This is a genomic window from Nocardioides sp. LHD-245 (assembly GCF_030929495.1).
In the GTDB taxonomy this organism is placed as follows: Bacteria; Actinomycetota; Actinomycetes; order Propionibacteriales; family Nocardioidaceae; genus Nocardioides.
In genome coordinates this window covers 163,293-187,559 of sequence record NZ_JAVFWN010000004.1, presented here as the reverse complement: position 1 = coordinate 187,559, position 24,267 = coordinate 163,293, and the positions used below count along the sequence as shown (strand labels likewise).

At 71.7% G+C, this 24,267-nt stretch carries 23 protein-coding genes; 13 read left to right on the top strand and 10 right to left on the bottom strand.

The genetic code is table 11. The annotated features are described in order from the left end of the window. Positions 1 to 10: 10 nt before the first annotated feature. The 5 genes from RB608_RS08225 to RB608_RS08205 form a co-directional block, all read right to left on the bottom strand. Positions 11 to 658: an MSMEG_1061 family FMN-dependent PPOX-type flavoprotein gene (locus tag RB608_RS08225; protein WP_308087324.1), complete on the bottom strand. Its 648-nt coding sequence runs from the start codon at positions 656 to 658 to the stop codon at positions 11 to 13. Then, the gene (gene ggt / locus RB608_RS08220) at positions 655 to 2,502 is read right to left on the bottom strand and encodes a gamma-glutamyltransferase (protein ID WP_308087323.1); all 1,848 of its coding nucleotides are present in this window, start codon (positions 2,500 to 2,502) and stop codon (positions 655 to 657) included. Before ggt ends, RB608_RS08225 begins: the two co-directional genes overlap by 4 nt. A 49-nt stretch (positions 2,503 to 2,551) precedes the next feature. After that, a complete protein-coding gene (locus RB608_RS08215) occupies positions 2,552 to 3,109 on the bottom strand; it encodes a dihydrofolate reductase family protein (protein WP_308087322.1) in 558 nt (185 codons plus the stop codon). Next, positions 3,106 to 4,020, bottom strand: coding sequence for a helix-turn-helix transcriptional regulator (locus RB608_RS08210; RefSeq protein ID WP_308087321.1), 915 nt, complete (start codon positions 4,018 to 4,020; stop codon positions 3,106 to 3,108). The genes RB608_RS08215 and RB608_RS08210 overlap by 4 nt, the downstream gene beginning before the upstream one ends. Before the next feature lie 232 nt (positions 4,021 to 4,252). Next, positions 4,253 to 5,566: a helix-turn-helix domain-containing protein gene (locus RB608_RS08205; RefSeq protein ID WP_308087320.1), complete on the bottom strand. Its 1,314-nt coding sequence runs from the start codon at positions 5,564 to 5,566 to the stop codon at positions 4,253 to 4,255. Positions 5,567 to 5,726: 160 nt separating this feature from the next. Here RB608_RS08205 and RB608_RS08200 point away from each other — a divergent pair, with 160 nt between their 5' ends. From RB608_RS08200 to RB608_RS08190, 3 genes are read left to right on the top strand one after another with little or no spacing between them, the layout of a single operon-like run. After that, positions 5,727 to 7,208: an AMP-binding protein gene (locus RB608_RS08200; RefSeq protein ID WP_308087319.1), complete on the top strand. Its 1,482-nt coding sequence runs from the start codon at positions 5,727 to 5,729 to the stop codon at positions 7,206 to 7,208. A gap of 2 nt (positions 7,209 to 7,210) precedes the next feature. Beyond that, the gene (locus tag RB608_RS08195; RefSeq protein ID WP_308087318.1) at positions 7,211 to 9,073 is read left to right on the top strand and encodes a DUF3556 domain-containing protein; all 1,863 of its coding nucleotides are present in this window, start codon (positions 7,211 to 7,213) and stop codon (positions 9,071 to 9,073) included. Further along, the gene (locus tag RB608_RS08190; protein WP_308087317.1) at positions 9,070 to 10,497 is read left to right on the top strand and encodes an NAD(P)/FAD-dependent oxidoreductase; all 1,428 of its coding nucleotides are present in this window, start codon (positions 9,070 to 9,072) and stop codon (positions 10,495 to 10,497) included. The genes RB608_RS08195 and RB608_RS08190 overlap by 4 nt, the downstream gene beginning before the upstream one ends. Before the next feature lie 3 nt (positions 10,498 to 10,500). Here RB608_RS08190 and RB608_RS08185 read toward each other — a convergent pair whose 3' ends face one another. Both RB608_RS08185 and miaA read right to left on the bottom strand, forming a co-directional pair. Next, positions 10,501 to 11,142, bottom strand: coding sequence for an NADPH-dependent F420 reductase (locus tag RB608_RS08185; protein WP_308087316.1), 642 nt, complete (start codon positions 11,140 to 11,142; stop codon positions 10,501 to 10,503). Between the two features lie 4 nt (positions 11,143 to 11,146). After that, entirely contained in the window at positions 11,147 to 12,091 is a 945-nt protein-coding gene (gene miaA, locus RB608_RS08180; protein ID WP_308087315.1) for a tRNA (adenosine(37)-N6)-dimethylallyltransferase MiaA, read from the bottom strand. A gap of 65 nt (positions 12,092 to 12,156) precedes the next feature. On the opposite strand from miaA, the gene RB608_RS08175 reads away from it, so the two are divergent. From RB608_RS08175 to RB608_RS08160, 4 genes are all read left to right on the top strand, one after another. Then, on the top strand, positions 12,157 to 12,414 hold the full coding sequence (locus RB608_RS08175) for an antitoxin (RefSeq protein ID WP_308087314.1): 258 nt from the start codon (positions 12,157 to 12,159) through the stop codon (positions 12,412 to 12,414). A gap of 79 nt (positions 12,415 to 12,493) precedes the next feature. Beyond that, positions 12,494 to 12,697, top strand: coding sequence for an antitoxin (locus RB608_RS08170; RefSeq protein ID WP_308087313.1), 204 nt, complete (start codon positions 12,494 to 12,496; stop codon positions 12,695 to 12,697). A 49-nt stretch (positions 12,698 to 12,746) separates the two neighbouring features. Next, the gene (locus RB608_RS08165; protein ID WP_308087312.1) at positions 12,747 to 13,214 is read left to right on the top strand and encodes an NUDIX domain-containing protein; all 468 of its coding nucleotides are present in this window, start codon (positions 12,747 to 12,749) and stop codon (positions 13,212 to 13,214) included. 83 nt (positions 13,215 to 13,297) lie between these two features. Continuing rightward, complete coding sequence (locus RB608_RS08160; protein ID WP_308087311.1) at positions 13,298 to 13,564, top strand: hypothetical protein; 267 nt, start codon at positions 13,298 to 13,300, stop codon at positions 13,562 to 13,564. On the opposite strand, the gene RB608_RS08155 is transcribed toward RB608_RS08160, so the two are convergent. Together RB608_RS08155 and miaB are read right to left on the bottom strand one after the other, a co-directional pair. After that, a complete protein-coding gene (locus RB608_RS08155) occupies positions 13,553 to 14,287 on the bottom strand; it encodes a peptidase E (RefSeq protein ID WP_308087310.1) in 735 nt (244 codons plus the stop codon). The two genes, RB608_RS08160 and RB608_RS08155, sit on opposite strands and share 12 nt — an antisense overlap. Positions 14,288 to 14,293: 6 nt before the next feature. Beyond that, complete coding sequence (miaB, locus tag RB608_RS08150; protein ID WP_308087309.1) at positions 14,294 to 15,808, bottom strand: tRNA (N6-isopentenyl adenosine(37)-C2)-methylthiotransferase MiaB; 1,515 nt, start codon at positions 15,806 to 15,808, stop codon at positions 14,294 to 14,296. 246 nt (positions 15,809 to 16,054) lie between these two features. On the opposite strand from miaB, the gene RB608_RS08145 reads away from it, so the two are divergent. From RB608_RS08145 to RB608_RS08120, 6 genes are all read left to right on the top strand, one after another. Beyond that, positions 16,055 to 19,828, top strand: coding sequence for an Ig-like domain-containing protein (locus tag RB608_RS08145; RefSeq protein ID WP_308087308.1), 3,774 nt, complete (start codon positions 16,055 to 16,057; stop codon positions 19,826 to 19,828). 75 nt (positions 19,829 to 19,903) lie between these two features. Continuing rightward, positions 19,904 to 20,299: a hypothetical protein gene (locus RB608_RS08140; protein ID WP_308087307.1), complete on the top strand. Its 396-nt coding sequence runs from the start codon at positions 19,904 to 19,906 to the stop codon at positions 20,297 to 20,299. A 92-nt stretch (positions 20,300 to 20,391) separates the two neighbouring features. After that, on the top strand, positions 20,392 to 21,177 hold the full coding sequence (locus RB608_RS08135) for an amino acid ABC transporter ATP-binding protein (protein ID WP_308087306.1): 786 nt from the start codon (positions 20,392 to 20,394) through the stop codon (positions 21,175 to 21,177). A 13-nt stretch (positions 21,178 to 21,190) separates the two neighbouring features. Further along, positions 21,191 to 22,075, top strand: a complete 885-nt coding sequence (locus tag RB608_RS08130) for a glutamate ABC transporter substrate-binding protein (protein WP_308087305.1) — start codon at positions 21,191 to 21,193, stop codon at positions 22,073 to 22,075. A gap of 134 nt (positions 22,076 to 22,209) precedes the next feature. Then, on the top strand, positions 22,210 to 22,863 hold the full coding sequence (locus RB608_RS08125) for an amino acid ABC transporter permease (RefSeq protein WP_308087304.1): 654 nt from the start codon (positions 22,210 to 22,212) through the stop codon (positions 22,861 to 22,863). Then, positions 22,863 to 23,753: an amino acid ABC transporter permease gene (locus RB608_RS08120; protein WP_308087303.1), complete on the top strand. Its 891-nt coding sequence runs from the start codon at positions 22,863 to 22,865 to the stop codon at positions 23,751 to 23,753. The genes RB608_RS08125 and RB608_RS08120 overlap by 1 nt, the downstream gene beginning before the upstream one ends. A 1-nt stretch (position 23,754) precedes the next feature. Here RB608_RS08120 and RB608_RS08115 read toward each other — a convergent pair whose 3' ends face one another. After that, a complete protein-coding gene (locus RB608_RS08115; RefSeq protein WP_308087302.1) occupies positions 23,755 to 24,231 on the bottom strand; it encodes a hotdog fold domain-containing protein in 477 nt (158 codons plus the stop codon). Between the last annotated feature and the right edge of the window lie 36 nt (positions 24,232 to 24,267).

Genomic DNA, 24,267 nt, shown 5'->3' with positions numbered 1-24,267 from the left:
GAGTGCCGACTCAGCCGTAGAGGTGCTCCTCGTAGCGCGGGCCGTAGTGGGCGTCGAGCACCTCGATGCTGTCGCCGGGCCGTTCGAGGCGCTGGGCGACGACAGCGCGGCGCGGGACGCTGACCTCCGGGTCCCAGGTCTCGGGGCGCCACAGCCGCGAGCGGAGGAACGCCTTCGCGCAATGGAAGAAGACCGTCTCGATCTCGACCACGACCGCCAGCAACGGCCGGTGTCCCTTGACCACCATGGCGTCGAGGAAGGGAGCCTCGCTCACCAGGCGGGCCCGTCCGTTGATCCGCAGCGTGTCGCCCCGGCCCGGGATGAGGAAGTTCAGCCCGACCTGGGGGTTGGCGAGGATGTTGCGGTAGCCGTCGGCCCGCCGGTTGCCCGGTCGTTCGGCGATCGCGATGGTCGTGTCGTCGAGGACGTGCACCAGGCGGCCGGCCGGGTCGCCCTTCGGGGAGACGTCGCAGCGTCCGTCGGCGTCGGCCGTGGCGACCATGCAGAACGGCGCGGCCGCCAGCCAGTCCCGGTCGATGTCAGTCAGTGCGGACCGCTCCTTGTCCCGCGCCGCGGCCGTCGGCACGCCGAGCAGCGCGGTCAGCGCGTCGGCGTCGGTGATCTCGGTCCAGGTCTCGCTCGAAGCCTCGGTCGTCACGGACTCAGCGTAGGCACGACCACACCCGCGGCCCCGCCTCCCCGGCGCGTGGGCTCCGCCACAGCCGTCAGGCGGCCGTCCGGGCCGAGCTCGACCGCGGCGACGGCGCCGATCTCCGCGGCACTCGAGCCGGGCGGACCGGCGACGGTGAAGGTGTGCCCGTACGCCGCCAGCGCGGCGCCGTAGGTGTCGATGAAGGCCTGCTCGGCGGTGACGGCGGCCGTGTTGCGCTGCGACGCGCGGGGGGCGGCAACCGCGTCCGGAAGGCTGAGACCGAGGTCGAGTCGGTTGAGGAGCACCTGCAGCACGGTGGTGATGATGGTCGAGCCGCCGGGCGAGCCCAGCGCCAGCACCGGCCGCCCGTCACGGAGCACGATCGTCGGCGCCATCGAGCTGCGCGGCCGCTTGCCGGGCTCGATCCGGTTGGGGTCGTCGGGGTCGTAGACGGTGGAGAAGTCGGTCAGCTCGTTGTTGAGCAGGAAGCCGCGGCCCGGCACGACGATGCCGGAGCCTCCGGTCTGCTCGATGGTGAGCGTGTAGGCGACGACATTGCCCCACCTGTCGGCCGTGGTGAGGTGCGTGGTCGAGAGGTTCTCGGTGTCGGCGTCCCTCTCGGCCCGGCCGGTCGGCTCGGCGCAGACGCCGTCGTAGGACGCCACGTCTCCCGCCGGGACCGGCTTGGTCGCCGCCGTCTCGGGGTCGAGGGCGCAGGCGCGCTCCTGGGCGAAGGTGTCGTCGAGCAGCGCACCGACAGGGACGTCCTCGAAGGCCGGATCGCCGACGTACTTCGCCCGGTCGGCGAACGCGAGGGCGGTCGCCTCGAGGTAGTGGTGGAGGGTCGGGACCGCGCCCGAGGGCCGGAACCGCTCGAGGATGTTGAGCGACTCACCCACGGTCGTGCCGCCGGACGACGACGGCGCCATGCCATAGACGTCGTGGCCGCGGTAGCCGATCGACGTCGGCTCCCGGACCAGGGCCTCGTACGTCGCGAGGTCCTGCACCGTCATGCTGCCCGGTGGAACCGGGAGATCGGTCGCGCCGCTGAGCGGCGGCTGCTGCACCGTCCGCGCCACCTCGGCGCCCAGCCGGCCGTCGTAGAGCCAGCCGATGCCCTTCGCGCCCAGCTGGCGGTAGGTGCGTGCGAGGTCCGGGTTGCGGAACCTGCTGCCCGCCTCGGGCACGCCGTCGGCGAGGAACAGGTCGGTGCTGCTGGTGAAGGTCCGGAAGCGCTCGGCGTTCTCGCGGGTCTGCAGGGCGAAGGTGCCGTCGACGACGAAGCCGCGCTGGGCGAGTCGGGCGGCCGGCCGGAGCGCCGCGGCGAGCGAGAGGCTCCCCCACCGGTCGAGTGCGGTCTGCCAGGTGGCCGGTGTCCCGGGGACGCCGACCGAGACGCCGCTGGTCACCAGCTCCGGGGTGAACGGGTAGGGCTTCCCGGTCGCGGGGTCGACGAACGCGTCGGGGCGGATCCCCGACGGCGCCGTCTCGCGACCGTCGATCGTCTCCACCTCCCCGGTGACCGCGTTGTAGTGCACCAGATAGCCGCCGCCGCCGACCCCGGCACTGTAGGGCTCGGTGACGCCGAGGGCGGCCGCCGTCGCGACGGCGGCGTCGACGGCGTTGCCGCCGCGCCGCAGGACCTCCAGGCCGATCGCGGTCGCGTCGGGGTCGACCGAGCTGACGGCTCCGCCGTACCCGGTGGCGGTCGGGACCCTCGGTGGCTGTTGCGGGCCTGGCTTCGCGACGACCGGCTTCGCGACGGCCGGGCCCACCGGCACGGCGGTGCCGAGGGCGGCGACGGTGGTCGCGGCGACGAGGGCGGTGGAGACGGCGAAGGTACGGCGCACGATGTCCTCCCGAGAAGTTGGACCGGTCCCTTCCACCATCCCCCCGCTGTCAACCCGTGCGGTCCTCCGTGAGTGGTCCGTCCACGCGGTAGCGGGCGGTGACGAAGGCACCGTTGCGGGCGGTCTCCTCGAGCCTGAGGTCGAGCCGGCGCGGCAACAGCGGGCGACCGGCCCCGAGGACGACCGGCGCGATCGACACGATCACGTCGTCGAGCAGTCCGGCGTCGGCGAACTGGCCGGCGAGGTCGCCGCCACCGACCACCCAGACGTCGCGCTCCCCCGCGGCGGCCCGCAGGTCGTCGTACACACCGGTGACCGCGCCCTTCGCGAAGCGCACGTCGGCGCCGTCGGGCGCGGGCAGCTCGCGGGACGTCATCACCCAGGTGGGCTGCGCGTAATACCAGGCCTCGCCGGTCTCGGCGAGGTGGGCGAGCACCCACTCGTAGGTCGTCGAGCCCATCACCAGGGCGCCGATGCTCTCGATGAAGGCGCCGTAGTTCTGGGGTCCGGCCTCGTCGAGGTCCTGGCGCAGCAGCCAGGCGAGCGAGTCGTCCGGGTCGGCGAGGAAGCCGTCGAGTGTCGTGGCGGTGTAGTAGACGGTGCTCATCGGTCCTCCCCGAGCTCGCGCCGCAGCCAGTTGATCGGGTCGCCGTCGTCGACCTCGACCCCGGCCGCGCGCAGCCAGACCCGGGTCAGCTGACGCCGGTACGCCGAGAAGGTCAGCACGTGCGCCGCGATGCTGCTCAGCACGAACGACTCCGGCGGCTCGCACAGCGCGTCGACGATCCGGTCGTCCCAGGCGTGGCGTCGGTCGATGTCGCGCACCGCCGCCAGCCAGCGGGCGGCTGCTGCGTCGTGCCGCTCCAGCAGCCCGGCGGGGCCGGGCGACCGGTCGACGTCGGGGAAGTCGGTGCCCTCGACGGCGGCCAGCCAGACCTCCTTGGCGAAGACGGTGCGCTCCAGCACTGCCGCGATCGACTCCTCCGGCCCCTCCCACGACGCCACCTGGTGGCCGGGGGCGCGGACCTCGCGCCAGGCGGCGTCGGAGAGCCCCTTCGCCAGCTCGATCAGCTCGCGGGTGTCGTCCAGGTCGTGGCGGACCATCTGATCGGTGACGGGACTCATCGCTCGCTCTCCTGCGTGGACCCACAGGCTCGTGGGTGGATGGAAGTGGATGCCGTTGGCCGCGGGCAGCCAGACGCTGCCGTGTCCCCCGCCGGCGTCGCTCGGCGGATGTCCGTAGGCCCGGGCGAACGCGCGGCTGAACCCCTCCAGCGACGCGTACCCCGCCTCCCACGCGGCGTCGGTGACCTGGCCGCCCTGCCGGATCCGCCAGGCGGCCCGCTCCAGCATCACCCGCCGTCGCATCGCCACCGGTGCCTCGCCGGCGTCGCGCGAGAGCACCCGGGTGAAGTGGTACGGCGACGCGAACGCCCCGCCCGCCATGTCGGCGAGCGTCCGGTTGTCCTCGTCGAGCACCGCGTCGAGGAGCTCGCGCAGGCGGTCACGGCCGGTCATGGGTCCAGTGTGCTGCTTCGACCACTGCCGGTGCTTGACCGTTCTTGCCCACCCCGCTCGAGTGCTTGTAACTAAGGGTTACCCCGCATTTTTCAGTGCAACAGCACCCGGGTAGTAGCAACAGCGCCCGGGTAGTTCCGTTGCCGGCCCACGGATCACGAGGCAGGGCGCGGCCAGCGGTCCGCGTCCGACGGACCCGGGATACTGGTCATCTACCCGGGCGCTGTTGCTACTACCCGGGTGCTGTTGTGCCGCTTTTCGAGGGGTAACCCTTAGTTACAAGCATCAGCCCGCCAGCGGAGACCAGCACCTCGGGCCCGAGCCACTTGCACGCGATCAGCGCGAGCTCGAGGTCGAGACGCTCCTCGCCGAGGGGCTTTCCCCGGGCCTCGACGGCGCGGTCGACGCGGTACTTCACGGTGTTCTTGTGCAGGTGCACCCGGGCGGCGGTGGCGACATAGCTCTCCCGCTCCTCGACGAACGCGAGCAGCGTCTCACGCAGGCGGGCGGCCCCGTCGGTGTCCTCGGCGAGGTCGCCGAGAGCGCCGAGGACCAGGCGCCGCGTGGCGGGCAGGTCGTGGGCGAGGAGGGCGGCGGCGCGGACGGTCGGGTCGGCGTAGCTCACCGCGCGGCCGGCGGGGTGCTGACCGAGCTGGGCGACGGCGTGCGCGGCGGCCGCTCCCTCGTGGGTGGTCCGGAACCCGGGCTCGCCGGCGCCGGAGCGACCGGACGCGACGTGCACCTGACCGTCGCCGCCGGCGAGCACTTCGTCGATGCCGGCCGCGTCGAGCTCGCCGGTGCGGCCGATCGGGAGCCAGGCCCAGGCCGTCTCGCGGTCGCGGGGGACGAAGAGCGGCTGCCCGGCAGCGCCGATGCGCTCCGCGATCCGGGCGACCGTCCGCTCGACCGCGGTGAGGTCGGTGAGGTCCCCGGCTCCGGGGGCGGTCCACAGCACGAGGCCGAGATGGTGCTGGCGCAGCCGGTAGCCGAGGGCGACCTCCGTCGCCGCGAGGTCGAGCCGGTCGCCGCGCAGCAGGGCGTCGACGGTCTCGCGCTGGACGGCGCTGCGGTTGGCCAGCCAGCGCTCGCGCTCCTCCTGGTAGGCCTGCACGACCTCCTCGGAGACGGCGTCGATGTAGAGGAACGACGTGTCGGTGAGCAGCTGCGTCGTACGCAGGGCGAGCGTCGGGTCGTCGATGCCGCCGGTGATCTGGGCGTGCGCCCACTGCAGGATCAGCTGCTGACCGATCCGGTAGGCGCGCAGCAGCGCACTGGGCGGCGTGCCGCGTTGGGCCAGGCGCCGCGCGTACTCGACGGCCGCGGTGGGAGCGTGCACGTCTCTGACCCGGATGTGCCCCCGCATCAGGTGGACGAAGGTCTCCAGATTGGCGCCCGAGCTGCCGACCAGCAGCTCGACCAGCGCGGGGTCGGTCGGCAGCTCCGGGATCCGGTCGCGGAAGGCGTCGACCAGCTCGGCGGTGAGCTCGATCTGGCGCTCGGCGAGCAGCGCGGCGATCCCCTGGATCTCGGTCTCCGGATCCGACACGCGCCCCTCCTTTGGATCGTCGCACCAATGCGTGACGGCGATCACGCCATGGTGCCAGAGGAGCATGCCGGTCCGCCTTGGCTGTCGGGGCCTTCATCCGTGCCCGAGTTTGGTTCGAGAGACCAAGAACGGTGGTCCGAGCCGGTCCTAGCGTTCCGGCATGACTCTCGACCACCTCACCTGGCTGCCCTGGCTGCGCCCCGCGTCGTACGACGACCGCCCCTGTGTGCGCGACGAGCGGAGCGAGCTGACCTACCGGGTGTTCGGCGAGCGGGTGGACGCCGCGGCCCGGCGGTTCGCCGGTCTCGGCGTCGGCCGGGGCGCGGTGGTCGCGGTGATGCTGCCCAACCGGGTCGAGCTGCTCGTCGCGATCATGGCGGCCTGGCGGCTCGGCGCGGCGGCGACGCCGGTCAACCCCACCTTCACCGCCGTCGAGGCCGCGCACCAGATCGAGGACTCCGGCGCCGTCCTCGTCGTGACCGGCGACCCGGACGCCCGGTTCGCCACGGCGACCACCCTCGCCGTCGACGACCTGGCCGCCGCCCCGCCGGACGCACCCGCCCTGCCGCCGGCCCGGACCTCGACCGGCGACCTGGCGCTGCTCGTCTACACGAGCGGCTCGACCGGGCGCCCGAAGGGCGTCATGCTCGACCACGGCAACATCGCCGCGATGATCTCGAGCATGGGCGAGGCCGTCGGCATCGACGCCGACGACCACTGCCTGCTGGTGCTGCCGCTGTTCCACGTCAACGCGATCTGCGTCAGCTGGCTCACCCCGATGTCCGTCGGCGCGCAGCTGTCGGTGCTCGCGCGCTTCCACCCGGTGGAGTTCCTGCAGGCGATCGAGCGGCTGCGCCCGACGTACTTCTCCGCGGTGCCGACGATCTATGCGCACCTGGTCGCGCTGCCTGCCGAGGTGCGGTCCGACACCAGCTCGGTGCGCTACGCGATCTGCGGCGCGGCACCCGCGCCACCGGAGCTGTTCACCGCTGTGGAGCAGAGGTTCGGGTTCGCGTTGGTCGAGGGCTACGGGCTCTCGGAGGGCACCTGCGCGTCGACCTGCAACCCGGTCGACGGGCCGCGCAAGCCCGGCACGGTCGGCCCGGCGCTGCCCGGGCAGCTGGTCGCGATCATGGCGCCCGACGGCACCCTGGTCCCGGCCGGCGAGCGCGGCGAGGTCGTGATCAAGGGCGCGAACGTGATGCGTGGCTACCTCAACCGCCCGGAGGCCACGGCCGAGACCCTGGGCGACGGCTGGCTGCACACCGGCGACGTCGGGATCCTCGACGAGGACGGATATCTGCGGATCGTGGACCGGATCAAGGACATGATCATCCGGGGCGGGGAGAACATCTATCCCAAGGAGATCGAGAACGTGCTGCACGCAGCCCCCGAGGTGCTCGAGGCGGCCGTGGTCGGCGGGCCCGACCCCGTGTACGGCGAGGTGGTGGTCGCGTTCGTCTCGCCGCGGCCCGACGCGGGCACCGACGGCATCGACGTCGACGCCCTGCTCGCGCGCTGCCGCGAGCGGCTCACGAAGATCAAGGTTCCGGTGGCCCTCCATGTGCTGGATGCTCTTCCCAAGAACCCCGTCGGCAAGATCGACAAGCCCGCGCTGCGGGCCCGACTGAGCGGAGCCTGACCATGGGATTCCTCAAGCCCGCGCCGGAGCCGATGCCGCCGGCCGAGTTCCTCGCCCTGCCGCTCCAGGAGCGGATCCGGGTGCTCAGCACCAACTGGGTGACCGAGGGCTTCAACACACCGCGGATGCTGCACGTCGTCTACATCCTCAAGATGCTCGGCCTCTACTTCGCCGTGGGCCTGGCCATCACGTCGTGGACCACCGACTACGTCCACTTCACCGACCCGGGCACCTGGTTCGACAATGTCGTCGTCTACCAGAAGCTCGCGGTCTGGCTGATGCTGCTCGAGGTGATCGGCCTCGGCGGCGCGTTCGGCCCGCTGTGCGGCCACTTCGTGCCGATGCTCGGCAACATCCGCTACTGGCTGCGCCCCGGCACGATCCGGATGGCACCGTGGGGTCGCCGGGTCCCGCTCACCGGCGGCGACGAGCGGACCGTCGCCGACGTCGTCCTGTACGTCGCCGTACTGGCCAGCCTCGTCTACCCGCTCGCCGTGCACGCCGAGGCGGTGCCCTTCCTGCCCACCGGGACCGGCCCGCAGGAACTCGTCCCGCCGCTGGCGTTCCTGCCGATCCTCGTGACGATGCCGCTGATGGGCCTGCGCGACAAGGTGGTCTTCCTCGCGGCCCGCTCCGAGCAGTACCTGCCGATCATGCTGTTCTCGGCCACGCTCGGCGCGATCGCGCTGAGCGACAGCGCGACCTCGGCGGACTTCGTCAACCTGGTCATCGCGTTCAAGATCATCATCTGCGTGGTGTGGATCGGCGCCGGCGTCTCCAAGCTCGGCGAGCACTTCATCAACGTCGTGCCCCCGATGGTCTCCAACAGCCCCGGCCAGCTCAATGTCGTCAAGAGACTGCACTACCGGCGCGCGCCCGAGGACATCAGGCCCAGCCGGCTGGCCTGGTTCATGGCCCACGTCGGCGGCACCACCGTCGAGATCCTCATCCCGATCGTGCTGCTGCTGACGACCAACGACACCGTCGCCCTGCTGGGCGCGGCGGCGATGCTGGTGTTCCACATCTTCATCACCTCGACGTTCCCGCTCGCCGTACCCCTCGAGTGGAACGTCTACTTCGGCTACATCGCGATCGTGCTCTGGGGAGGCACCGCTCTCGGCGCCGGGTTCGACGCGTCGACGTACAACATCTGGGAGTTCTCCGAGCCGCTGCTGCTGATTCCGGTCTTCGCACTGCTGCTGTTCGGCCCGGTCCTCGGCAACCTGCGCCCCGACCTGGTGTCCTTCCTGCCCTCCATGCGGCAGTACGCCGGCAACTGGGCCTCCGCGGTCTGGGCGATGAGGCCGGGCGTGGAGCAGCGGCTCAACGAGCTGCTGCTCGTCGAGACGCAGAACGACCAGCTGCAGCGGATGCCGGGGATGACCTACACGGCCGACGAGGCCGAGATGACCGTGCAGAAGGCGCTCGCGTGGCGCTCGATGCACAGCCAGGGCCGTGGTCTGTTCTCGGTGCTGCGCGAGCACCTCGACGATCTCGACACCCGCGACGTGCGGGAGGGCGAGTTCATGTGCAACATCCTGGTCGGCTGGAACTTCGGCGACGGCCACCTGCACGACGAGCGGCTGATCGCCGCCGTGCAGAAGCGGCTCGGGCTCGAGCCCGGTGACCTCGTGGTGGCCTACTGCGAGTCGCAGGCGACGCCGTGGCGCCGGTCGCGGCCGCAGGAGTACCGGGTGATCGACGCGGCACTCGGCATCGTCGAGCGTGGCACCTGGGACGTGCGCGACTGCGTGAAGGAGCAGCCGTGGCTGCCCGACGGGCCGGTGCCGCTGGCCGTCACCTGGACCGCGTCGGGCTACGGCCGGCAGGCCACTCTCACCACCGGCAAGGACCCGGTGGGATGAGCACCGCCGTCGTCGTGGGCAGCGGCCCCAACGGGCTCGCCGCCGCGATCCACCTGGCCCGCGCCGGCCTCGCCGTCACCGTCGTGGAGGCGCACGACCGGCCGGGCGGCGGGACCCGGACCAGCGAGCTCACCCTGCCGGGGCTGCTCCACGACGACTGCGCCGCATTCCACCCGACCGGGGTCGCTTCGCCGTACTTCGCCTCGCTCGGCCTCGAGCGCCACGGCCTGCGCTGGCTGTGGCCCGAGATCGACCTGGCCCACCCGCTTGACGACGGCCGCGCCGGCATCGCGACCCGCGATCTCGCGGCGTCCGCGGCCGCACTCGGCGTCGACGCGGCCGCGTGGAAGCGGATGTTCGGCCCGGCGGTGCGCAACTTCGACGACCTGATCACCGAGGTGTTCCAGCCGCTCGTGCACGTCCCCGCGCACCCCATCACCCTCGGTCGATTCGGGATGAAGGCGCTGCTGCCCGCGACCGTGCTGGGGCGCCGGTTCCGCGACGAGCCGGCTCGGGCGCTGTTCACCGGCGTCGCCGCCCACAAGTTCGGGCGCCTCGACCGGCCACTCAGCGCCTCCGTCGGACTGATGCTCGCCGCGGCCGCGCACGCCGTCGGCTGGCCGGTCGCCGAGGGCGGCACGGAGTCGATCACGCGGGCGCTGCTGGCCGAGCTGGCGTCGTCCGGCGGCGCGGTCGTGACGGGCGTCCGGGTCACCTCGCTCGACCAGCTGCGCGACCTGGCCGGCAGCACGCCCGATGTCGTCGTGCTCGACACCGCGCCGGCCGGCGTACTGGAGATCGTCGGCGACCGGCTGCCCGCGCGTGTCCGCCGGGGGCTGTCCCGCTACACCTACGGACCGGCCGCCTTCAAGGTCGACCTCGCGATCGAGGGGGACATCCCCTGGACCAACCCGGACTGCGGACGCGCCGGCACCCTCCACCTCGGCGGCAGCGCCGCCGAGATCGCCGCCGTCGAGGCGGCCACGGTGCGCGGCGAGATGCCGGAGCGGCCGTTCGTGCTGCTCGGCCAGCAGTATCTCTGCGACCCGTCCCGCTCCGCCGGCGACAGCAATCCGATCTACGCCTACGCGCACGTCCCCCACGGGTACGCCGGCGACGCCACCGACGCGATCATCGGTCAGATCGAGCGGTTCGCCCCCGGCTTCCGGGATCGGATCCTCGCCGTCTCGACCCGTGACCCGGCGGCACTGGAGGCCTACAACGCCAACTACGTCGGCGGCGACATCAGCGCCGGCGCCAACACCGCGCCGCAGATCGTCTTCCGCCCCCGCCCCACCCTGAACCCCCACGCGCTGGGCCTGCCGGGCGTCTACCTGTGCTCGGCGGCCACCCCACCCAGTGCGGGCGTGCACGGGATGGGTGGGTTCCACGCCGCCGAGGCGGCGCTGCGCCGGCTGCGGTGAGCGTCAGGGAAGGCGATTGGCGATCGCCAGGTTGGCCCGCAGCTCCTCGGCGTTCTGGGCGACGACATAGGCCGGACGGTCGCGCTCGACACGCCAGGACTCGCTCAGCGGGCCGATGTTCACGGTGTCGAAGCCGAACTCGTCGTAGAGACGGGTGACGAACTCCACCGCGTCTTCGTGGTCGCTCGCCGTCGCCAGCACCCTCCGGCCCGGGCTGCCGGCAGGGGACCCGTCGGCGACGATGTCCGTCGCGACGATGTGGTTGAACGCCTTGACGACCTTCGACGTCGGCAGGTGACGCTGCAGGATCTCGGACGTCGTGGTCTCACCCTTGTCGAGCGCCTCGATGTGCCCGTCGCGCTCGAAGTAGTAGTTGTTGGTGTCGAGCACGACCTTGCCCGCGAGCGGCTCGACGGGGACCTTCTCGACAGCATGCAGCGGAACCGTCACGACGACGACGTCGCCGGCGGCACCCGCCTCCTCCGCGCTCGCCGCCCGGGCCCGGGGCCCGAGCTCGGCCACGAGATCCCGGAGCGTCTCCGGCCCACGGGAGTTGGCGATCACCACGTCGTAGCCCGATGCCACCGCCGCCCGCGCGACGTTGCTTCCGATATTTCCCGCGCCGATGATTCCCAGAGTGGTCACGAAGTCACCAACGCCTCCCGGCCGCGGGTATTCCGCGAACCGTCTCGAGCGCCTTCGCCACGAGACCGGGATCGTCGTACGCCAGCCAGGTGATCCGGGGGTCGTTGCGCCACCAGGCCAGCTGCCGACGGGCGAACTGCCGGGTCGCGATGACGGTCCGCTCGATCGCCTCGTCGGTCGTCATCTCGCCGGCGAGGACCGCGAGGGCCTGGCGGTAGCCGATCGCGAGCGCGGCCGTGCGTCCCTCGGCGAGACCCTCACCCCGGAGCCGCTCGACCTCGGCCAGCAGGCCGTCGTCGAACATGCGCCGGACCCGCGCCTCGATCCGGGCCTCCAGCACGCCCCGGTCGATGGCGATGCCGAGCTGCACGGTGTGTGGGTCGACGTACTCCTGGACGGGGAGGCTCGCGCTGAACGGCGCACCGGTGATCTCGATGACCTCGAGGGCGCGGACGACGCGGCGGCCGTTCTCGACCTCGATCCGCTCGGCCGCGACCGGGTCGAGCTCGCGCAGCCGTGCGTGCAGGGCGGCGCTGCCCACCTCGGCCAGCTCGGCCTCCAGCCGCGCGCGGACCGCTGGGTCGGTGCCGGGGAAGTCGAAGCGGTCCAGGATCGCCCGGGTGTAGAGCGCGGAGCCGCCCACCAGCACGGGGGTCGCGCCGCGCGACCGCAGCGACGCGATCGCGGCACGGGCCCAGCCCTGGAACTCCGCGACCGTGGCCGGATCGCGGACCTCGAGGGTGTCGAGCAGGTGGTGCGGGATCCCGCGGCGATCGGCGAGCGGCAGCTTCGCCGTACCGATGTCCATGCCGCGGTAGACCTGCATCGCGTCGGTGTTGACGATCTCGCCGCCGAGCGCCTCGGCCAGGTCGAGGGACAGCGCCGTCTTGCCGCTCGCGGTCGGGCCGACGACGGCCACGATCGGAGGCATGGTCGGGCTCGACGGCATGGGGCTAGTGTGGCAAGGACCCACATCCGGCGGCCCACTCGGGCCGGGACCGCGAGGAGCACACGATGGGATTCCTGGACAAGCTGAGGGGCGCCAAGGACACCGTCGCCGACAAGGTCGGCGAGACGGTCGACAAGCACGGCGACAAGATCGAGTCGGGTCTCGACAAGGCGGCCGGCTTCGTCGACGACAAGACGGGCGGCAAGTATCACGACAAGATCGAGAACGCGACCGGCAAGGCCAAGGACGCGCTCGGCAAACTGGACGGCGATGAGCCCGGACCGGAGCAGCCCCCCGGCGGCGACATCCCGCCGTCGCCCTGATCATCTCCCCGCGACGCGGGCTAGGGTGTGGCCGGTGGCCCAAGGCGGGCCGTCGTACTCACACCTCTGGGGGTTTCTCGTGGGCTTTCTCGATGACGCCAAGGACAAGCTGACCGACGCCGTCGACAGCCAGGGCGACAAGATCGGCGACGCGGTCGACAAGGCCGCCGACTTCGCCTCCGACAAGACCGGCGGCAAGTTCGACGACAAGATCGAGCTCGGTGCCGACAAGGCCAAGGACGCCCTCGACTCGCTCGACGGCAAGAACGACGACATCAGCTGACCGGCCGGCGCCGGCAGCAGCGAGCACCTCGGTGACCGTCCAGGATCCTGTGACCGGGAAGACCCGCTTCGCGGTGGTCCCCGCCTCCTACGTCCTCCTCCTGCGGGACACGGAGCGCGGCGGCACCGAGGTGCTCCTGCAGTTGCGCCAGAACACCGGCTACATGGACGGCCACTGGGCCGCGGCGGCAGCCGGGCATGTCGAGCGCGGCGAGACCGCCGAGGCCGCCGCGCGGCGGGAGGCGCTCGAGGAGATCGCGGTCAGCGACCTCGACCTCGTCTTCGCCACCGCGATGCAGCGCACCGCCCACGACCTGCCGATCGACGAGCGGATCGACTTCTTCTTCACCGCGCGCTCCTGGTCCGGTGAGCCGCGGGTCGTGGAGCCGGAGAAGTGCGCGGACCTGCGCTGGTTCCCGCTCATCGAGCTGCCCACCCCGGTGGTGCCGCACGAGGCCGTCGTCCTCGCGGGCCTGCGCCGCGGCGACCTGCCGGCCCTGACCCACCACGGCTTCTGACCCGCTCGTCCACGGCGCGGATGAAACCGGTCGCGCCGGATACCGCTCTCTCAGGTGCTCCCGACCCACGAGGGAGGAGAGTCATGAGCAAGAACGAGGAGGGCGGCAGCCTGCCGCCCGCGCCCACCCCGGTCGCCGAACCGCCCGCGCCACCGCCGGGCGGACCGAACCGGATCGAAGGGGTCGGCGGCGACGGCGCCTACAGCACGGAGCCCCGCGACCCCCTGCCCTGGAACAACCCGGCGACCGACGACGAGCTGCCGGCCGAGACCGTCACCCCCGAGGACACCGACACCGAGGCCACCCGGGGCAACCCGGAGGTGCCGCCGGAGCGCGAGTCACCCGCGTAGGAGCCGGGTCTCCAGCCGCGTCTCGACGGCGTGGCCGTCGGCGCCCCGCTCGACGAGGTACGCCGCCTTGCCGGCCTCCTCCGTGAGCGCCTCGACCAGCTCGGTGCCCCGGTAGTGCAGGCCGACGCCGTCGTCGGTGGCGTGCCCGGTCGGCAGCGTCCCGGCCGCGATGAGTTCCTGGAACAGCGGGCGGCGCTGCTCCTCGGAGTCGTAGTGGACGCCGTTGGACCAGGGCAGCAGACCGAGTCCGTTGGTGATCGGGCGCAGGTCGGGACCGAAGGAGTCCGTCGTCCCGCCGCTGTGCCAGCAGATCGACCCGGCCGAGACGCCGGTGAGGACGACGCCGGCCTGCCAGGCCTCGCGCATGACCTCACCGACCCCGTGCAGCTCCCACATCGCGAGCAGGCCGGCGACGCTGCCGCCCCAGACCCAGATCACGTCCTGGGCGAGCAGGTGCGCGCGGATGTCGGGCACATTGGGCATCGTGAAGAGGGACAGATGGCTGCCCTGGAATCCCGCCTCCTGCGCCAGGTCGTAGAAGTCGCGGATGACCGCCGGCTGGTCGCCGCAGGCGGTCGCCAGGAAGCACACGCGCGGCGCCCGGCCACTCACCCCCGCCAGGTCGACGGCGTACCTCGTCAGGGGTCCGACGGACCACTTGGTGCGCACGCCGGGCACGACCCCGCCCGAGGTCGCGACGATGGTCGGCGCGTCGGCGGGCACGGCGGCTCAGCCGCAGACGGGGGCGTCGGGCAGCGGAGCCGGCGCGCCGATCGAAGGCATGCCGAGGCCGACGCCCTGGGGCGCCACCGGCTCGGCGGTCCGGCGCTCCCACGCGTCCCCCGAGCGGGTACGCCGCAGCGCGCGCACCGGCCCGTCGGCGACGAGATGGTGGGGCGCGGCGTAGGTGACCTCGACGGTGACCATGTCACCGGGGCGTGGCGCGCCGTCCACCTGCGAGAAGTCGGCCTCGAAGTGCACGAGCCGGTTGTCGGGCGCGCGGCCGGAGAGCCGGTGCGTCTCGGCGTCCTTGCGCCCCTCCCCCTCGGAGACCATCAGCTCGAGCTCGCTGCCGATGAGTCGCTTGTTCTCGTCCCAGGTGATCTCGTTGACCAGCTCGACGAGCCGGTTGTAGCGATCGGTGACGTCGGCCTGTGCGACCTGGTCGGGCAGGGTCGCGGCGGGCGTGCCGGGGCGCTTGGAGTACTGGAAGGTGAAGGCGCCGGCGAACCGGGCCTCCCGGACGACCTTGAGGGTCTCCTGGAAGTCCTCCTCGGTCTCACCGGGGAAGCCGACGATGATGTCGGTCGTGATCGCGGCCTCGGGCAGCGCGGCGCGGACCCGCTCGATGATCCCGAGGAACCTCTCCTGCCGATAGGAGCGGCGCATGTCCTTGAGGACCTTCGAGGAGCCCGACTGCAGCGGCATGTGCAGGCTCGGCATGACGTTCGGCGTCTCGGCCATCGCCTCGATGACGTCGTCGGTGAACTCCGCCGGGTGCGGGCTGGTGAAGCGCACCCGCTCCAGGCCCTCGATCGCTCCGCAGGCCCGCAGCAGCTTGGAGAACGCCTGCCGGTCGCCGAACTCGACGCCGTAGGCGTTGACGTTCTGGCCGAGCAGCGTGATCTCCGAGACGCCCTCGGCGACGAGCGCCTCGATCTCGGCGAGGATCTCGCCCGGCCGGCGGTCCTTCTCCTTGCCGCGCAGGCTCGGCACGATGCAGAACGTGCAGGTGTTGTTGCAGCCCACGCTGACCGACACCCAGGCGGCGTACGCCGACTCGCGCTTGGTCGGCAGCGTCGAGGGGAAGACGTCGAGCGACTCGAGGATCTCGACCTGCGCCTCCTGCTGGCTGCGCGCGCGGTCGAGCAGCGCCGGCAGGGAGCCGATGTTGTGGGTGCCGAAGACGACGTCGACCCACGGCGCCTTCTTGACGACCGTGTCGCGGTCCTTCTGGGCCATGCAGCCGCCGACGGCGATCTGCATCCCGGGCCGCCTGGCCTTGACCGGGGCGAGGTGGCCGAGGTTGCCGTAGAGCCGGTTGTCGGCGTTCTCGCGCACGGCGCAGGTGTTGAAGACGACGATGTCGGCACAGTCGGCCTGCTCGCCCGCGGCGTCCTTGTCGAACGCGCGGTAGCCGGCGTCCTCGAGCAGGCCGGAGAGGCGCTCCGAGTCGTGGACGTTCATCTGGCAGCCGTAGGTGCGGACCTCGTAGGTCCGGGGCTGCTCCTGCGTGGTGCTCATGACATGCCCACAGTACGAGCGCGGAGCCCCATCGCGGAAACCGGAGGAGTGACCACGACCCACCCGGCACGACGGGGCCGAACACGAACGAGCACGAACGTTTTACCTTCGAGCGCCCGCGGCAACACGACCGGCCGGCTGATCGAAACGTCGACGAAACCGGGAATTGCGAAGGTTCACTGACGCCGAGCCGCGTCCTGTGGCTCCTCTCGGGCGGCGCTCGTGTCGCCAAGCAGGAAGTCCTCCATGTCACCACTGTCCCGTCATGCCCGGCGGGCGGCGGTAGCCCTCGCGCTGCCGCTGTCCCTCGCCGTCCTCGTCCCGCTGTCCCCGCTCGCTCCCGGCGCCGCGGCCGCTCCCGTCCCGTCCGGCCCGGCGTCCGGCGACGACTGGTCGGTCACGACCGTCCCGGGCGGCTACGAAGTCAGCGTCGAGCTGGATCAGCGGCTCCCGGTCGTGTCCGACGCCCCGACCATCGAGGTCGACGGCGCCAGTATCGGCATCGCCATCGAGTCCGCCGACGGCCTGTCCCTGACGGCCTTCACCGCAGATCCGTCCGTCGCCGACGCCACCGAGGTCGAGCCGGGGTGGGCGAGCCGCTCGTCGGCGCCCGCGACCGCCGTGGCGCACGAGGAGGTGCTGCCCGAGGCCGCCCTCGCCGCCGCGCTGGAGGAGGACCCCGCCGCGCCGGGTGCTTTCACGTGGACCGAGTCGATCTACAAGTTCGGCGACCAGTCCGTCGATCTCGCCGCGATCGGCGGCGTCCGCGGCGAGGTGGAGGGCAAGCTGTACCTGTCCGACGCTCCGGGTGAGCGCCCCGTCGTGCTGCTGCTGCACGGCCGCCACACGTCCTGCTACGGAACCAGCCCCAACCCGCTGCGCTGGCCCTGCTCGGCGACGCAGAAGTCGATCCCCAGCTACCTCGGATACGACGGCACGGCGCGCGCCCTCGCGAGCCGTGGCTACGCGGTCGTCTCCATCTCGGCCAACGCGATCAACTCGAACGACAACCAGCTCGCCGCCGATCAGGGCGCCCAGGCGCGCGGTCAGCTCATCCTCGACACCCTCGACCTGCTGGCCGACGCCGGCGCCGGCCGGCCGGTCGAGCTGCATGACGACGCGACGGGCGACGACGTCTCCCTCGACGAGGCCCTCGACAAGGGCACCGTGGCGCTGGCCGAGCGGGCCGACGGCTTCGTGACGCCGCCCGCGCCGCTCGACGACGTGTCGGCAGCCGACCTCGTCGGCAGGTTCGACCTGGACCACGTCGGGATGATGGGCCACTCCCGCGGCGGCGAGGGGGTCGCCTCGGCCGCGGTCCTCAACACCCTGCGCGAGAAGCCGTTCGGCATCGAGTCGATCCTGCCGCTGGCGCCGGTCGACTTCGGCCGGATGACGGTGCCGGACGTCGCGATGAACGTCGTCCTCCCCTACTGCGACGGGGACGTCTCCAACCAGCAGGGCCAGCACCTGCTGGACGACTCCCGGTACGCGTTCGGCGACGACTCGCTGCGCACCGGGACCTGGGTGATGGGCGCGAACCACAACTTCTTCAACACGGTGTGGACGCCGGGCGTCTACCTGAACGCGGTCAGCGACGACTGGAGCGGCAGCACCGCACGCCGTACCGAGCCGATCTGCGGCACCGACCCGTCCGTCGCGGACACCTCGATCCGGCTGACGCCGCAGGAGCAGTACGACCTCGGCACCGTCTACATGACCGCGTGGTTCCGGACGACCATGGGCGGCGAGGAACAGTTCCTGCCGATGTTCGACGGCACCGGCTCGGTGCCGGAGGTGCTCGGCGACGAGGACGTCCGCACCCAGGCCACGGCCCCGTCGTCGGCGCGCTCCACCATCGCGTCGTTCGAGTCGGCGAGCTCGCTGATCCGCACCTCCGGGACGGCCACGGCGACCGTGTGCGCCAGCCTCGCCGGCCGCACGGTGGGCCAGGAGACACCGCCCTGCGCGTCCAACGCCATGGGCTCCTCGACGGTCCCGCACTGGACGCCGGCCAGCAATGGCGGCAACGTCCCCGCCACACCGGCGACGCTGCTGAGCTGGAGCGGCAGCGCCGACGACCTGCGGGTCTCGGTGCCGCAGGACAAGCGGGACGCGTCGGCCTACGACCGGCTCAGCGTGAAGCTGATGGCGGGCGAGTCGGTCGCCACCGACACCGACCTGACGCTGACGGTCGTTGACGGCACCGGCGCCGCCTGGAGCTCGCCGGTGAGCGCGATCAATCCGCAGGCGCTGGTGCGGCTGCCGGCATCGGCGACCACGACCGGCACGACCTACCTGAAGAAGCTCGTCTTCCAGCAGGTCGTGGTACCCGTTGCCGACATCGCCGCCGGCGGGGTCGACCTGACCGACGTCCGCGAGATCCGGTTCACCGGCGCCGCCGGCAGCGACGCCTCGACGACCGGATCGGCGTACCTGTCCGACCTGGCGTTCGAACGCTCCGCGGTCGGCACTCCGGCGCCCGGCGCCGAGCCCACCCTGGACGTCTACGCGCCGTACGTCGACGAGGGCAACGGTCCCGGCACCTACGACATCGCCGTGGTGCTCGACAAGCCGGCAGCGACGCCCGTCACCGGCTATGCGTCACTGCTCGGCTCGACCACGGGCCGCGCCGGTGCCGCGATGGAGAAGGTCACCTTCGCCCCCGGCGAGACGTGCAGGGTCGTGACGGCCACGCTCAACGGCGACCTGCTCGCCGGGGCCACCAACGGCACCAGCCTGAAGGCGAGCGTCACCAACACGCGCGGTGCCGTCATGGGGCGCAAGGCGATCGTGTTCACCGCCATCCGCGAGGACGACGGCGTCACGACCGGCAGCCCGCTGCCGCCGTACGGCGTGCCGGGGGACGTGTGCGCCGAGTACGCCTCGCTCAGCGGGGCCGGCACCGTGACCGCGAGTGAGAGCACCCCGCTCCCGGGAGACGTGATCACGCTGGCGGCGGACGGCTTCCGCCCCGGCGAGTCGGTGACCTTCACCCCGGCCGGCATCGCGCCCGTCACGGCCATCGCGGACGGGGACGGCGTCGCCGCGGCGCCGCTCACCGTCCCGGCGGACGTCACCCGCGGGGTCGTCGAGGTGACGGCGCTGGCCGCGGCCACGGGACGGGGCGCGGAGGGCGTGTTCTCCGCGCTGGACGCCACCAGCACCGAGCTCGCCTGGACACCGGACGAGGTCGCGATCGACAAACCGTTCGATCTGGTCGCGACGGTCAGCGGTCCGGACACCGGCGGCCAGGTCGAGTTCCTCGACGGCGACGTCTCGCTCGGCTCGGCTTCGACCGTCGACGGGGTGGCGACCCTGGCGGTGTCGGGTCTGAAGGCCGGGACCCACCGCCTGACGGCGGTGTTCGGCCAGACCGCGACCGCCCGGTCCTCGACGTCGAACGTCGTCACCTTCGCCCTGAGCCGCGGCGGGTCGGCGATCGCGCTCTCGCTCTCCGCCGGCTCGGCGGCGTACGGCACGGGGGCGTCGGCCACGGTCGTGGTCCCCGGCGGCGAGGGCGGCACCGTCACCGTCACCGTCGACGGCGCCGCCAGCACCCACCCGGTGCCGGCCGGTGGCCGGGTGACGATCGCGCTGCCCACCACCCTCGCGGTCGGCGACCACGCGGTCACCGCGGAGTTCTCCGGCACCGACACCCTCGCGTCCAGCGGGCCGATCACGGCGACGTACCAGGTCGCCAGGGCGAGCGTCGGCCTCAGCGCGACCGTGAAGGCCAAGGTCCGCCGGGGCGCCAAGCTGCCCGTCCGGATCCGCACCTCCGGCGCCGTCGCGGGTGCGCCCGTCGGCACCGCGCTGGTGCAGGTCGCGATCGGCAACGGCGTGTTCAAGACCCGCGCCCAGGTCGCTCTCACGAGCGATCTGACGAAGGTCAAGGTCAAGGTGCCGACGTCGGCGAAGGCCAAGAAGGCGTCCTTCGTCCGGGTGCGGGTCCTGCTGCCCGGCGGCCCGGTGTATCTCGACGCGGCCGCCCCGGTGGAGGTGGTCACCCTGCGCTGACCCTGACCCGCGCACCACCTCCCCCGGGATCGCCCGACCCCGGGGGAGGTGGTGCGCGGTCTCTACAGTGGGCGCATGCCTGAGACCGTCTCACCCGGCTTCGTCGCCCGCAACAACGAGGTGATCGGCAGCGTGCTGAGCATCCTCGCGCTGCTCGTCTCGGCCGGCATGGGCGCGGGACTCATGTTCGGGACCGGCACCCGCGGCGCCTCGGCGATCCTCACCGTGCTCACGGTGACCGGCGGCGCGTTCACCCTGCTGCTGCTCGCGCTCGGAGCGATGCTGCGCTCCGCCACTCCCCCGGAGCAGTGGGACCGCGAGGAGACCGCATGGCGCGCCGAGCGGGGCCTGGACCCGCTGACTGCGGCCGACCATGCGGCGTCGGCGAAGGCGCAGCGCAGCGCCGCCCTGCTCGCCGTGCTCGCACTGCTCGTGGGCCTCGCCCTCAGCGTGCTGCCCGACATCTTCTAGGCCCCGAGAGGCATCCGCCGGGTGTCACAACTTGGTCTCGGCGGCAGGTGGCTCTAGCCGAGACGGCATGCATCGGGCTAGCGTCCCGGCGTATGACCGTGACCGATGACGCTCCGGTTGGCAGCGGCACGCCGCGCTCGGGCGAGCCCCTCGTCGAGCTCACCGAGGTGCAGAAGTACTACGGCGGGCTCCACGTCCTGCAGGACATCGACCTGACGGTGGACCGGGGCGAGGTCGTCGTCGTGATCGGCCCGTCCGGCTCCGGCAAGTCCACGCTCTGCCGCACGATCAACCGGCTCGAGCCGATCGACTCGGGCCGGATCCTCGTCGACGGCGCGCCGCTTCCGCAGGAGGGCAGGGCACTCGCCCGGCACCGGGCCGACGTCGGCATGGTGTTCCAGAGCTTCAACCTGTTCGCTCACAAGACGATCCTGCAGAACGTCACGCTGGGCCCGATCAAGGTGCGCGGGCTCGCGAAGGGCGAGGCCGAGACCCGCGCCCGCGAGCTCCTCGAGCGGGTCGGGGTGGCTCAGCAGGCGGACAAGTACCCCGCGCAGCTCTCCGGCGGTCAGCAGCAGCGGGTCGCCATCGCCCGTGCACTGGCCATGGATCCGAAGGTGATGCTCTTCGACGAGCCGACCTCGGCGCTGGATCCCGAGATGATCAAGGAGGTGCTGGACGTCATGGTCGATCTCGCCGAGCGCGGGATGACCATGATCGTGGTGACCCACGAGATGGGCTTCGCGCGGACCGCCGCCAATCGCGTCGTCTTCATGGCCGACGGCCGGATCCTCGAGACGACCGACCCCGAGACCTTCTTCACCAGCCCGGAGAGCGACCGGGCCAAGGACTTCCTCGGCAAGATCCTCAAACACTGAGAAGGAGAATCGCATGCGACTGACCAGACTGAAGGTGGCCGCGGCCGCCGTACTCGTGGCGTCGACGCTCGCCGCATGTGGCGATGCCGGTGACGACGACGACAAGGGCCTCGACGTCGACGTCCAGGACAACGCGGCCGAGGAGTTCGACGCCGGCACCCGGATGCGCGAGCTCGCGGACGCCGGCTCGATCAAGATCGGTGTCAAGTACGACCAGCCGGGCATCGGCTTCAAGGGCGCGACCGATGACACCCCCGTCGGCTTCGACCCGGAGATCGGCAAGATCCTCGCCGCCGACCTGGGCATCGCCCCCGAGGACATCGACTGGGTCGAGACCATCTCCGCCAACCGCGAGGCCTTCCTCCAGAAGGGCGAGGTCGACCTGGTCATCGCGTCGTACTCCATCACCGACGAGCGCCGTCAGGTCGTCGGGCAGGCCGGGCCTTACTACGTCACCGGCCAGCAGCTCCTGGTGAAGTCCGACAGCGACATCGAGTCCATCGAGGACGTCAAGGGCACCGAGGTCTGCTCGGTCACCGGTTCGACCTCGCTCGCCAACATCGAGGCCGAGGGCGCCACGCCGCGCGGGTTCGACACCTACTCCGAGTGCGTCGACCAGGTGCTCAACGGCACCGTCGACGCGATGACGACCGACGGCGCGATCCTGCTCGGCTACGCCGCCGAGCACCCGGACGAGCTCAAGGTCGTCGTCGAGCCCTTCTCCGAGGAGCGGTACGGCGTCGGCTACTCGATCGACCACCCGGAGATGTGCGACTGGATCACCGAGACGATCGAGGACGCGCAGGAGGACGGCGACTGGGCCGCGGCCTTCGAGGTGACGCTGGGCAAGTCCGGCGTCGAGACGCCGGAGCCGCCGGCGATGGATCCCTGCGCCTGACCGATCACCGCGGACCGCCCCGCGGGCCCGGCACCCCGGTGCCGGGCCCGCGGCGGACCGGGACGACCGACCCGACTGACCGACCCAGCTGACCGACCCAGCTGACTTGCCGAGACCGAGAGGAGCGCCACGGCATGGACGACGTGTTCTCCAACTTCGACCTGGTGCTGAAGGCCTTCTGGATGACCGTCCAGCTGGCTGTGCTGTCGGGCGTCGCGGCCATGGTGCTCGGCACTCTGCTCGCGGCCATGCGGGTCGGCCCGGTCGCGGTGCTCCGCACCGTGGCGTCGACCTACGTGACCGTGGTGCGCAACACCCCGCTGCTGGTCATGTGCGTCTTCGTCTTCTTCGCGGCCCCGAACCTCGGGCTCCTCGTGGGGACGCCCTTCCTGGTCAAGGGCACGATCGCGGTCGGCCTCTACACCGCGCCCTTCGTCGCCGAGGCGATCCGCTCCGGCGTCAACGCGGTGCCCCTCGGGCAGGCCGAGGCAGCCCGCGCGATCGGGATGACCTTCGCCCAGAACATGCGCCATGTCGTGCTTCCCCAGGCGTTCCGCGCGTCGGTGCCGCCGCTGGCGAGCACGCTCATCGCGATGACGAAGAACACCTCGGTCGTCGCGGTGTTCGGGATCATGGAGGCGACCGCGCGGATGCGCTACTTCGTGAACCGCAACGCCGACGACACCATCTTGATCTTCGTCGTCTTCGCGATCGGCTACATCCTGCTCGTCGAGCTCATCTCCCTCGGGGCCGTCGGCCTCGAACGTCGCTGGAAGGCGGCCCGCTGATGACCGGCTCGGTCCTCTTCGACGCACCCGGGCCGCGCACGATCGCGCGTCACCGCCTCTACTCGATCCTCACGGTGGTCGCCGTGGTCGCCGCGATCGCCGGTGTGCTGCTCTTCCTGCGGTCCGAGGGCGAGCTGGCCTATGAGAAGTGGGAGCAGTTCGTCACGCCGAAGTACGTCGAGGCGCTGCTGGTCGACGGCCTGCTGAAGACCCTGCAGATGGCCTTCACGTCCGTGATCTTCGCGGTCGTGTTCGGCGTGGTCTTCGGCGTCGGCAAGCTCTCCGACCACCGGCCGGTCCGCTGGGCGTGCACGCTGGTGGTGGAGTTCTTCCGCGCCGTGCCCGTCCTGCTGCTGATGATCTTCATCTTCTTCACCTGGGGCGTCGGTGACGGCTTCGGGCCCTACTGGTCGGTCGTCTTCGCCCTCACCCTCTACAACGGCTCGGTCCTCGCCGAGGTCTTCCGCGCCGGCGTGCTCGCCGTGCCGAAGGGACAGGGCGAGGCCGCCTACGCCATCGGGATGCGCAAGACCCAGGTGATGAACCTCGTACTCCTGCCGCAGGCGGTGAAGATCATGCTGCCCGCGATCATCAGCCAGTGCGTGGTCGCACTGAAGGACACCAGCCTCGGCTACTACATCGTGGCGCCCGGCCTGACCTACATCGGCAAGGCGATGTGGACCGAGTTCCCCGGAACCCACCTGCAGACCGCGGTCGTGCTGGCCGTCCTCTACATCTCGGTCAACCTGCTGCTGACCGGTCTGGCCACCTGGGTGCAGAAGAAGTTCGTCGGCGAGCACAAGCCGCTCGACGTCGGGATGACCGCGCTGACCGGCCTGACTGCTCAGGGCACCGGTGGCGCGCCCGGTCCCGGCATCGGCGCCCCCTGAGCTACTTCTTGCTGGTCACCCACAGGTTGATGGTGCCGTCGATGACCACGGTGCCGTCGGCCAGCTCGCCGCGCACCCGGACGGGCAGGTCGCCGTCGGCGCCGTCCCACTGCTCCTGGTCGGTCTCGGCGATGCACGTGACGTCGCCGGTCGCCTTGGCGGTGTAGGACACGGTCATGCCCTTGGGGATCCAGCGCTTGCCGCTGGGGACGGTGGCCTCGGCGAGGCCGCCCATCGCCATCTCGAGACCGTTGCACAGCGCGATCGCATGGACCGTGCCGATGTGGTTCTGCACGCTGCGCCGCTTGGGGATGACGACCGAGGCGTAGTTGGGGCGCAGCTCGGTCACCCGCGGATGGATCGACGCGAAGTACGGCGCCTTCTGACTGAACGCGATCGAGAAGACGCGCTTGCCGAGGGTGCCGCCGACGACGGGCAGGCTCGTGGTGGTCTTCCAGAGGCTGTGGACCTGGGTCATGGACCTAGATTACTAGCCAGTAACCTCCGGCGCGAG